Genomic DNA, 10,267 nt, shown 5'->3' on the forward strand with positions numbered 1-10,267 from the left:
GGTCGAGGGCCATCCCCGTGTGTGCTCGCTTCGGCGCCCGGCCGGGCTCAGCGCTCCGTCACGAAGACGTGCGCGGCCGTGCGCGTGGGGAGTTCGGCGGCCGCACCGCCGCTGCCGACAAGGACCCCACCGGGTGCCGACGTCACGCTCACGACGGCGCCGGGCCGCACCCCCGCACGCCACAGGGTGTCCATCAACTGCGGGTCGGTCTGGACGAGTTCCCTGATCCGCCGTACGACCGCACGCGCGCCGTCGGGGCCGGGTGCGAGGTCGCTGAGGCTGACCATGCCCTCGTCGGGGCCCGGCCCCGTGTCGCTCTGCTCGCCGAGTTCCTCGAGGCCCGGGATCGGATTGCCGTAGGGCGACTGTGTCGGGTGCCGCAGCAACCGCAGGACGCGGCGCTCGACGGCCTCGCTCATCACATGCTCCCAGCGGCAGGCCTCGGCGTGGACCTGCTCCCACTCCAGCCCGATCACGTCGACGAGCAGGCACTCCGCGAGCCGGTGCTTGCGCATCACGCGCGTGGCGATCCGCCGCCCCTCCTCCGTCAGTTCGAGGCGCCGGTCGGCCGCGACGCGCAGCAGTCCGTCACGTGCCATGCGGGCCACGGTCTGGCTGACCGTGGGGCCGCTCTGGTCCAGGCGCTCGGCGATGCGGGCCCGCATCGGGGTCACGCCTTCCTCCTCCAGTTCCAGGACGGTGCGGAGGTACCTCTCCGTGGCGTCGATGAGTCGGGTCATGCCGTACGTCAGGCGGAGGTCTCGGCGGTGGCGGTCAGGACCGCGCGGCCGAGTATGTGACCGGCGATGGTGAAGCCGAGGAAGGCCGGGGTGGCCTCCGCGGGGACGCCGATGGACTCGACGGCGAGGGCGTGCACCACGACGAAGTAGCGGTGCGGGCCGTGTCCGGCGGGCGGGGCGGCGCCGATGTAGCGAGCCATGCGGGCGTCGTTGGGCAGCTGGAAGGCACCCTCGGGCAGGCCCGAGCCGGTGTCGTCGCCCGCGCCCTCCGGCAGCTCCGTGACGGTGGCGGGGATGTCGGCGACCGCCCAATGCCAGAACCCGGACCCGGTGGGGGCGTCGGGGTCGTAGACCGTGACCGCGTAGCTCTTCGTGCCTTCCGGGGCGCCGCTCCACGACAGCTGCGGGGAGACGTCCTTGCCGCCGGGGACGCCTGCGGAGAGCTGCTCGGGCGACCAGGCGGCGCCGTCGGTGACGTTGGCGCTCGTCACGGTGAAGGAGGCCGCCTCGGGGAGGCGGGCGAAGGGGTTGTTGGCGTTCATCGCGTCGTTCCTTTCAGGCCGTGCTGCGGGGTGGCGACGAGGGGGGCGGAGGGCTCGTGGCCCAGAGCCGTGGCACTGCCGCCGTCTCTCGTCGCCGATGAATCGACGATAACACGGATAATCGATTATCAACGGGATCGTCTATGATGACGCCATGACGGAGACGGCCCACACCTCACCCCCGCCGGGAAAGCAGCCCGGAGGGCGGCTGGGAAAGCAGTCCGGGAAGCCCTCGGGGAAGCAGATGCTCTCCGAGCAGGTCCACGCACAGCTCCGGGACGCGATCATGCGCGGCGACTTCGCCCCGGGTGACGCCCTCAAGCCGCAGGACCTGGCCAAGGGGCAGGGTGTGAGCCTGGCCGTCGTGCGCGAGGCGCTCGTGCGGCTGGTCGGCGAGGGCCTGGCCGACCGTCTGCACAACCGGGGCTTCGCCGTCCCGGCCTTCTCCGACCGCCGCTGGCAGGAGATCGCCGAGGCCCGCCGGACCGTCGAACCGGTCGTCCTGCGCATGTCCGTCGAGCGCGGCGACGTCGACTGGGAGGCCCGCGTGCGCGCCGCCCACCACCGCCTGGCCCGCACCCCGGCGTATGAACCGGGGGAGGGCGAGTACTACAGCAGCGCCTGGTCCGAGGCCCACCGCGTCTTCCACCGCACCCTGCTCGAAGGCTGCGGCAACCCCGTCCTCCTCGACACCTTCGACCGCATGTGGACCGCGAGCGAACTGGCCCGCCGCTGGTCGGCGTACCGCGATCCCGACCGGGACGGTCTCAGCGAACACCGCCGCCTGGAGGAGGCCGCGCTCGCCCGCGACGCCGACGCGGCGGCCGAGATCCTGGCCCGGCACCTCACGCAGACGGCGACCGCACTGAGTCCCTGAGGCGCTCGGGCATCACGTCTCCCGGGGGCAACGGAGGTGACCGGCAGGCCGGTGGGCAACAGGGGTGACCGGCAGGAAACCGGTCGAATTCCCGCCGCCGCCCGAACTGCCCGCCCGCGGCCATCCGTCCAGCTACGCGGAGGGCGTTGGCCAATGGTTCGCGCGGTCAGGCGCGAGAACTCCGGTGGTGGTGCGGCTGCCGAGGGCGGCTCCTTCGCACCCCTTCGCCGCTCGGCCGGCTGCCCGGACTGTTCGATGTGGATATGCAGATGGGGTCATGCCGGACCGCTTTGCCCCGCGGGTGAGCACCGCCTCGGACCGCACGCCGAAGCGGGGAGAGGGGAAGCTTCATGGGGCATAAGGGGTTTCTGGCGCGAAAATCATGATCTAGCTCGTCATCACATGCTTTCTCTTGAAATCCCCTGGATCCGCCTCGCGCTCCGTCGCTAGCGTGCGCTCGACAGCTCAGCCCACTGATAGGGGAGGGCCCCATGTCGATAGACGCAGGTCAGACGGGCTCGGAGAGCGAGTCCCGGCAGGAAGTCCCGCAGACCGCGCTGGGGACGGCGGCGGCCAGGAACCTGGCGACGACCACGAAGACGCCACCCCAGATGCAGAGCATCACCTCGCGCTGGCTGTTGCGCGTGCTGCCCTGGGCGCAGGTCTCGGCCGGCACCTACCGGGTCAACCGTCGGCTCAGCTATGCCGCGGGGCGTGGTCGGCTGAGTTTCGTGCAGACGGGCGCGGAGGCGCGTCTGGTGCCCCCGAGCCTGGTCGAACTGCCGCTCCTGCACGGCTTCGACGACCGTGAGCTGCTCGGCGAGCTGGCCGGGCGTTTCACCCAGCGGGACGTCGAGCAGGGGGAGGTGGTCGCCGAGCAGGGGTCGTCCGTCGACCAGGTCTACGTCGTCGCCCACGGGAAGCTCAACAAGGTCAGCGAAGGGCCGTACGGCGACGCGGAGTTGGTGCTCGGCGTGCTCGCGGACGGCGACCACTTCGGGGACGAGGCGCTCCTGGAGGCGGAGAGCACCTGGCAGTACACCGTGAAGGCGGCCACGGCCGTCACTCTGCTCGCGCTGCCCCGGCAGGCCTTCGCCGGGCTTCTGGAACGCTCCGAGGCGTTACGGGCCCAGGTCGACGCCTTCCGCTCGAACGCCGCGCAGCCACAGAACCGCAAGGGCGAGGCGGACATCTTGCTCGCGGCGGGGCACGCGGGCGAACCGGACCTGCCGGGAACCTTCGTCGACTACGAACTCAGTCCACGCGAGTACGAGTTGAGCGTGGCGCAGACCATCCTGAGCATCCACACCCGTGTCGCCGACCTCTACAACCAGCCGATGGACCAGACCGAGCAGCAACTGCGCCTGACCGTCCAGGCGTTGCGCGAGCGCCAGGAACACGAGATGGTCAACAGCCGCGCGTTCGGGCTGCTGCACAACGCCGAGTACGACCAGCGCCTCAGCACCCTGACCGGCCCGCCCACCCCGGACGACCTCGACGAACTCCTGTCGCGGCGCCGCCGCACCAAGGTGCTCCTCGCCCACCCGCGCGCCATCGCCGCCTTCTTCCGCGAGTGCAGCCGGCGCGGCGTCTACCCGACCAACGTCGAGCTGCAGGGGCGCTCGGTGGCCGCCTGGCGCGGGGTGCCGCTGCTGCCCTGCAACAAGATCCCCGTCACCGACGCGGGCACCAGCTCCATCATCGCGATGCGCACCGGCGAGGAGGACCAAGGGGTCGTCGGGCTGCATCAGACGGGCATCCCCGACGAGTACGAGCCCGGGCTCTCCGTGCGGTTCATGGGCATCAACGACAAGGCCGTCATCAAGTACCTCGTCAGCGTCTACTACTCGGCTGCCGTCCTGGTGCCGGACGCGCTCGGCGTGCTGGAGAACGTCGAGGTCGCCCGCCGCGACTGACCGCCTGCCGAGGTTCGGAGAGAGCGATGGACGATCGCACAGGGAGCGGCGCGCGCCTCGAGGCGCCGGAGTTCCATCCGCTGGGCCCGCCGCGACTCAATCCGCACGTGGCGCGGGCGCGCGTCCACTGCCGGGCCTGGGCCGCGGACATGGGGATGCTGCGGCCCGGGCCGAGGGGGTCCGCCGAGCGGGATGGCGCCGAGCGGGACGGTGACGGGCGGGACGGCGACGGGGCGCACCGGGCTCCGGCGGAGGGGGTGACGCTCTGGGACGAGCGGGTCTTCGACGCGGCGGACTACGCGCTCCTCGCGGCACTCGCGCACCCGGACGCGTCGGCTCCCCAACTCGACCTCCTCGCGGACTGGTACGTCTGGCGGTACTTCCACGCGGACCGGTTCGCCGCGGACTTCCTGCTCGGCCGGAACACCGGCGGCGCACGGGCGTACGCCGCCGGGCTGCGGGACGTCGTAACGGCTGCCGGGGGCGAGGGCGGGGCGGCTCCGGCCCATGAAGCCGCCGCGGCGGACGATCCGGTGGAGCGAGGCCTGGCCGACCTGTGGTCCCGCACCGTCGCGGGCCACGGAGAGGCCTGGCGGGCACGGCTGGCCGAGAGCGTCACCGGCCTGCTCGAAGGGGCCCTCTGGGAGCTGCGGGTCCTCGACACCGGGCAAGTGCCCAACCCCATCGACTACGTGGCGACCCGCCGGGGTGCGGGCGGCGGCCCGTGGGCGGCGCGCCTCGTCGAGCACGTCACGGCGTTCGAGCTGCCCGGCCGGATCGTGGGCACGCGGCCGCTGTGTGTCGCGGAGGACACCTTCGCCGACGCGACGGGCCTGCGCGCGGACATCGTCGCCTTCCTCGACGGGCGCCGGGCGGCGGAGCGCCTGAGCAACGGCGTCGAGGTGGCCCGGCACTTCCTGAAGTGCGAGCCGCAGCGGGCCCTCGACACGGCGAACAACCAACTGACGTCACGGCTGCGGCAGTTCGAGCACACCACGCGGACCGAGCTGCCGCCGCTCTTCGGCGAGTACGCCCTGGTCCTCGGGGAACGGACGTCCGTCCTGCGCCACACAAGCGGTCTGCGGGACTGGCAGGCGGGCTTCCACGCATGGCTGACCCGGCAGCCGGACGCGGCGCCGGGCGCCGTGGCGGGCGGGGCGGCCCGACCGGGCGAGCGCCCGCCCGGCGGCCCCGCCGGACTCGGCGCCGCCGCCGCACGCTGGGCCGCGGCACTCGTCGATTCCCGCACACCGCCCCCGGCGGGCCCCGCGTCCGCCGCCGGACCACCGCCCGACCTGCCCGTCTTCCACGTGCCCTTCGAGTCCGGTGCACCCAACCCGTACCTCGACGACGTACGCGACCACGTCAAGGAGTGGGCGCGCGACATGGGGATGATGCGCCCCCGCCGGGGCGCCGTTCCGGAGCTGTTCGGGCACTACGCGCTCTACGACGAGGCGTCCTTCGCGGCGGCGGACTTCGCGGCGCCCTCCGCGTACGAGTTCCCGACGGCGTCGAGGCCGCGCCTCGCGATCGTGAGCGACTGCGCCGTCTGGGGCACGTACGTCGGCGATTACATCGACGAGAGGTTCAAGAACCGCAAGGACCCGTTCGGCGCGAAGGTGTTCGTCGACCGCCTGAAGTCCTTCATGCCCGCGTCGGGGGAGGGCATGCCGATTCCGGTCACGCCCCCGGAGCGCGGGCTCGCGGACATCTGGCGGCGTCTGCTCGCCGAACTGTCGGACGCACAGCGCCACCGCTGGCGACGCAGCCTCACCCGGTTTCTGGACGGCCTGCTGTGGCAGGCCGCCAACACCATTCAGGGCCGGGTCCCCGACCCGACCGACTACTTGGAGATGCGTCGCGGTTCCAGCGGCCTGATCGTCCACATCGACAAGACCGAGTTCTGTCTCGGCCGGGAGGTCCCCGCGGATCTCTGGGGCGTGGAACCCCTCGCGACTCTCGGCGACATCGTCTGCGACGTCCTCTTCGTGAACAACGACGCGGCCTCCTACGCCAAGGAGGTGGTGGCCGAGGGAGCCGTCAACAACATCGTCACGGTCGTCCAGCACTTCATGGGGTGGAGCGATCCGGTGGCGGCCGCAGAGGTCGCAGGCCATCTGGCGGACAGCCGCGTCCGGCAGTTCCAGACCCTGGCCGACGGCCCGCTCACGGAGCTGTTCGACGAGCGCGGGACGGACGAGGACAGCAGAGGCGTGGTCGCCGAGTTCGTGCTGGGTCTCAAGCAGGTGATGGCGGGACTGCAGCGCTGGGTGGACGAGTCCGGCCGCTATGCGACGACCACCGAGTCACGCCGCGCACACCCCGACATCGCGTCCGCGCCAGGGGCCGCCGCCGTCGCTCCGCGTTGAGGAACATCCCGCGAGGTTGAGGCACATCCCGAAAGGGGGACCAGGAGGAACCATGTCCTCTCCATCATCCGTTGAGGAAACGGCCGACCCCGGCGAGGTCTTCGCCTACTACGCGAAGAAGATGCCCGACGTCATGTACAAGTACGGTCCGGGCCCGCGCGTCCACTTCCACGTCGGCCTGTTCCCGGCCGACGCCCGGATCAACACCTCCGTCCCGAGGGAGACGCTCCGCAAGCGGCTCATCGACGCGCAGGAGAGCATGCTCGACTTCGCCGCCGAGGAGTGGGGCGCGGACCAGGCGGCGCCGCGACGCATCCTCGACGTCGGCTGCGGCCTCGGCGGCGGGGCGCTCTACTGGGCGCAGCGCCTGGGGTCCGAGGTCACCGCGGTGACCAACATGCCCGAGCACGTGCCGGTCATCAAGGGACTCGCGAGCAGCGCCGGCGTATCGCACCTGGTGACCCCGCTGCTCATGGACGCGCACCACATGGACATTCCCGTACGCCACGACGCCGCGGTCGCCTTCGAGAGCGTCTGCCACATGGACCGCCGACGCGTCTTCCCGGCCACCGCGAAGGTGCTCAAGCCGGGCGGCTGGTTCGCCCTGGAGGACCACTTCGTCGTGCGCGACGAGTGGGACGGCATCATCAACGGCTACTACGCGACGAACACCGGGAGCGTACGGGAGTACGAAGAGGTCGCCGAGGCCTGCGGGTTCACGCTGGAACGCGACACGGAGATCACCGACCGGGTCGTGGAGTTCTGGGTCCAGAGCATGGCGTGGACGGCCTCCGAGCTGGACCACGGCTACGCGACGAACCAGTGGGCGCTGCCCGAGCGGCGGCTCATCGACTCCGCCGTGGCCCACGGACGCTTCTTCCGGGCCTGGCGCGACCGGGCCGCGCAGACGCGCCTGCTGTTCTTCCGCTACCACGGCTGACACCACCGGTCCTCCACCACCGCGGCGGACGCCACCGGCCCCCACCCCTACCTGCGGAGGCTGCCATGAGCTCCTCGCCCGCCCCCTCGTCGCGCCCCCCGATGGTCGACGACCCGCATTTCCCCGCCGACCCCTATCCGACGTACGCCTGGCTGCGGGAGCACAGCCCTGCCCACCGCATCCCGCTGTCCCGGGGTGGCCACGGCTGGCTCCTGACGCGCTACGCCGATGTCGTCCGGGCGCTGTCCGACGAGCGGTTGAGCAAGAACAGCGACCTCATCGGCCACGGGGTGCCCGACCCGTACGCGCAGTCGAGGCTCAGCGCCAATCTCCTCTCCCTCGACCCGCCCGACCACACGCGGCTGCGCCGCCTGGTGTCGAGGGCGTTCACACCCCGGCGGATGGAGCGCGTCCGGCTCCGGGTGACCGCCATCGCCCGGGAACTGATCGCCGCCCTGCCGACCGGGACCCCCACCGACCTGATCTCCGGGTACGCGCTGCCGCTGCCCTTCCGCGTCATCTGTGAGCTGCTCGGCGTGGACGGCCTGATCGAGCGGGAGGCGTTCCACGGCTGTGTCCTGAGGGTCTTCGCGCCGCCCGCGGGCACCCCCGCCGAGCACCTCACCGGCCATGTGGCCGACCTGGAGCGCTACTTCACCGATCTGGTCGCCGCGAAGCGCCGACGGCCCGGCGAGGACCTGCTGAGTTCGCTGATCGACGCCCACAGCGCACAGGACGGCTCGTTGACCGAGGACGAGCTGCTGTCCATGACCTTGCTGATGCTGGTGGCGGGCTACGCCAACACCGTCAACCTCATCGGCAACGGCATCCACATCCTGCTCAACTCACCCGGCCAGGCACACAAGGCGCGCGCCGACGGGACGCTGCTCCCCAAGGCCGTCGAAGAAGTGCTGCGCTACGAGTCGCCGATCGAGCGCGTGCCGACCCTCGTGGCACGCGAGCACGTCTCCTACGGCGGGGTCCGCATCGATGCGGGCGAGGTCATCTACGCCTGTGTGGCCGGTGCCAACCGGGACCCGGACCGCTTCACCGACCCGGACCGCTTCGACCCGCACCGCCCGGACATCGGACACCACCTCGGCTTCGGGCAAGGCATCCACTACTGCCTGGGGGCGGCCCTGGCCCGCATCGAGGGCGAAGTGGCCCTGAGCGAGCTGTTGAACGCCTTCGACGACATCGTGCAGGCGGTCCCCGAGGACGCGTTGAACTGGCGCTCCACGTTCCTCTTCCGCAGCCTTGCGGAGCTGCCGGTCACGCTGACGCGGTTCCCCCCGCGGTGAGCGGGACACGGGAACACATCGGGTCACCGCCCAAGGGTCAGAACTGACAAGGGGCCAGAACTGATCCCTGCGGCTCCGTGCCGGGAGGAGACTGGGGCTCGCGCGTGTGGTGACCGGTGGTGTCCAGGGGGAGGACCAGTGAGTTTCTCGGCGCTCCACAGCAGTTGTGTGCCGCCCGACGAGCGGTTCGAGTGGTGGTGCGAACTGATCAGCCAGGACGTGGCACCCACCCGGATCACCACCGAGCACAGGGGCGACTTCACCGCGGGAGCGGGAGCCATAGGGCTGGGCGCCGTCCAGGTGACCACGCTGTCCTTCCCCGCGATCAGATCCGAGCGGACACCCGCGCTGATCAGGAGATCCGACCCCGAGGTGTACGAGCTGACGCTCAACGCGGGCGGCGACATGTGGATCGCCCAGGAGCGCAACGAGGCCAGGATGAGCGTCGGTGACCTGAGCATGTGGAACACCTCGCGCCCCTTCGACGCGCGCGGCCTGCACGCGGAGGGCGACGGCACGTTTCGCGCCATCATGGTGCACTTGCCGAGGGCCGAACTACCTTTCTCCGACTCCAGGACGGACCAGCTCCTGGCGAGCGCCACCGCGACGGACCGGGGCACGGCCGCCGTCTTCGCACGGTTCGTGCGGCACGTGGTCGAGGAGGCGCCCGCCCTGACCGACCAGCAGCGGGTGCGGCTCGGCCCGGCCCTGTGGGAGCTGGCCGTGGCCTTCCTCGCCGACCGCCTCAACGCCCACGACCGCCTCCCGCCCGAGGCCCGCACCAGGATGCTCCTTGCCCGCATCGACGCGTTCATCGACGACCATCTGGCCGACCCCGCCCTGACTCCCCGCGCGCTCGCCGCCCGGCACCACATCTCCGTGCGTACGCTCCACACCCTCTTCCGGACGCGGGAGCGGACCGTGGCGGCCACGATCCACCACCGGCGCCTGGAACGCTGCCGCGCAGACCTGGAGAACCCAGGCCTGCGCGGCACCCCCCCTGTACTCGATAGCCGCCAGATGGGGCTTTCACAGCCCGCCCGCGTTCAGCCGCGCCTTCCTGGCCGCGTACGGGACACCGCCCGGCGAGTGGCGTCACCGGTTCCTGGGCCCGGCGTCGCCCCGTAAGCCCGTCAGCCGCCGCAGGGCGCGTACACGGAGGTGATCCTGTCGTTGTGCTGCGGGGCGAGGTTGATCGGGGGCCCGTACTTGGGGAACGTGGCGATCAGGTCGCGCGCGTTCTTGGAGTCGTACACGTACAGCGTGCTTCCCGCCCGGTTCCACACCGCGGACGTCTTGCCGTCGATGCCCCGAGCGAGGTTGTAGACGCGGTCGCAGGCCGGAACGATGTACGTCGAGAAGCCCCCGTTGGTATCGGGAACGCCGTTGCTGTGCTGGAACAGACACGCCTGCCCGTGCTGGCAGTAGTCCCACGCCTTGATGGCCGCGTCCGGTCCCTTGAACGTGACGGGTTCAAGGGTGCCGGAGGCAGGGGCGGTTCCCGGCTGAGTGATCCCTGGCGCCCGCGCGCCAGGAGTCTCGTCGGCACGGGTCCCCTGCGCGCTCGCCGTGCTGGTCACGG

Annotated in this window: 9 protein-coding genes and 1 pseudogene; 7 read left to right on the top strand and 3 right to left on the bottom strand. The window is 71.5% G+C overall.

All coding sequences use genetic code 11. The features are described 5' to 3' along the window. Positions 1–47: 47 nt before the first annotated feature. Positions 48–740 (bottom strand): metal-dependent transcriptional regulator, encoded by a 693-nt coding sequence (locus ACFVHO_RS40200; RefSeq protein WP_385725496.1) that lies wholly within the window; start codon positions 738–740, stop codon positions 48–50. 8 nt (positions 741–748) lie between these two features. Further along, positions 749–1,282 carry a YbhB/YbcL family Raf kinase inhibitor-like protein gene (locus ACFVHO_RS40205; protein ID WP_385725497.1) on the bottom strand — a complete coding sequence of 178 codons (534 nt, stop codon included), beginning with the start codon at positions 1,280–1,282 and terminating at the stop codon, positions 749–751. Positions 1,283–1,436: 154 nt separating this feature from the next. Here ACFVHO_RS40205 and ACFVHO_RS40210 point away from each other — a divergent pair, with 154 nt between their 5' ends. The 7 genes and pseudogenes from ACFVHO_RS40210 (at position 1,437) to ACFVHO_RS40240 (ending at position 9,850) form a co-directional block, all read left to right on the top strand. Continuing rightward, positions 1,437–2,159: a GntR family transcriptional regulator gene (locus ACFVHO_RS40210; RefSeq protein ID WP_385725498.1), complete on the top strand. Its 723-nt coding sequence runs from the start codon at positions 1,437–1,439 to the stop codon at positions 2,157–2,159. Positions 2,160–2,650: 491 nt separating this feature from the next. After that, positions 2,651–4,075, top strand: coding sequence for a family 2B encapsulin nanocompartment shell protein (locus ACFVHO_RS40215; protein WP_385725499.1), 1,425 nt, complete (start codon positions 2,651–2,653; stop codon positions 4,073–4,075). Positions 4,076–4,101: 26 nt separating this feature from the next. Then, on the top strand, positions 4,102–6,444 hold the full coding sequence (locus tag ACFVHO_RS40220; RefSeq protein WP_385725500.1) for a hypothetical protein: 2,343 nt from the start codon (positions 4,102–4,104) through the stop codon (positions 6,442–6,444). Between the two features lie 52 nt (positions 6,445–6,496). Then, positions 6,497–7,384, top strand: a complete 888-nt coding sequence (locus ACFVHO_RS40225; protein ID WP_385725501.1) for an SAM-dependent methyltransferase — start codon at positions 6,497–6,499, stop codon at positions 7,382–7,384. 65 nt (positions 7,385–7,449) lie between these two features. Continuing rightward, complete coding sequence (locus tag ACFVHO_RS40230) at positions 7,450–8,685, top strand: cytochrome P450 (protein WP_385725502.1); 1,236 nt, start codon at positions 7,450–7,452, stop codon at positions 8,683–8,685. A gap of 219 nt (positions 8,686–8,904) precedes the next feature. Continuing rightward, positions 8,905–9,360 (top strand): annotated as a pseudogene (locus ACFVHO_RS40235) (AraC family transcriptional regulator); the annotation flags it as partial. Positions 9,361–9,694: 334 nt separating this feature from the next. Then, positions 9,695–9,850 (top strand): hypothetical protein, encoded by a 156-nt coding sequence (locus ACFVHO_RS40240; RefSeq protein WP_385725504.1) that lies wholly within the window; start codon positions 9,695–9,697, stop codon positions 9,848–9,850. On the opposite strand, the gene ACFVHO_RS40245 is transcribed toward ACFVHO_RS40240, so the two are convergent. Continuing rightward, positions 9,819–10,267, bottom strand: a 449-nt coding sequence (locus ACFVHO_RS40245; protein ID WP_385725503.1) for a peptidase inhibitor family I36 protein, incomplete at its 5' end; no start/stop codon positions are given. The two genes, ACFVHO_RS40240 and ACFVHO_RS40245, sit on opposite strands and share 32 nt — an antisense overlap.

It is taken from the genome of Streptomyces sp. NPDC127108 (assembly GCF_042677545.1).
In the GTDB taxonomy this organism is placed as follows: domain Bacteria; phylum Actinomycetota; class Actinomycetes; order Streptomycetales; family Streptomycetaceae; genus Streptomyces.

Excerpts from the sequence above, each read along its gene's own strand:
- ACFVHO_RS40200 (WP_385725496.1), bottom strand. The coding sequence starts at position 740 with ATGACCCGACTCATCGACGCCACGGAGAGGTACCTCCGCACCGTCCTG.
- ACFVHO_RS40205 (WP_385725497.1), bottom strand. The coding sequence starts at position 1,282 with ATGAACGCCAACAACCCCTTCGCCCGCCTCCCCGAGGCGGCCTCCTTC.
- ACFVHO_RS40210 (WP_385725498.1), top strand. The coding sequence starts at position 1,437 with ATGACGGAGACGGCCCACACCTCACCCCCGCCGGGAAAGCAGCCCGGA.
- ACFVHO_RS40215 (WP_385725499.1), top strand. The coding sequence starts at position 2,651 with ATGTCGATAGACGCAGGTCAGACGGGCTCGGAGAGCGAGTCCCGGCAG.
- ACFVHO_RS40220 (WP_385725500.1), top strand. The coding sequence starts at position 4,102 with ATGGACGATCGCACAGGGAGCGGCGCGCGCCTCGAGGCGCCGGAGTTC.
- ACFVHO_RS40225 (WP_385725501.1), top strand. The coding sequence starts at position 6,497 with ATGTCCTCTCCATCATCCGTTGAGGAAACGGCCGACCCCGGCGAGGTC.
- ACFVHO_RS40230 (WP_385725502.1), top strand. The coding sequence starts at position 7,450 with ATGAGCTCCTCGCCCGCCCCCTCGTCGCGCCCCCCGATGGTCGACGAC.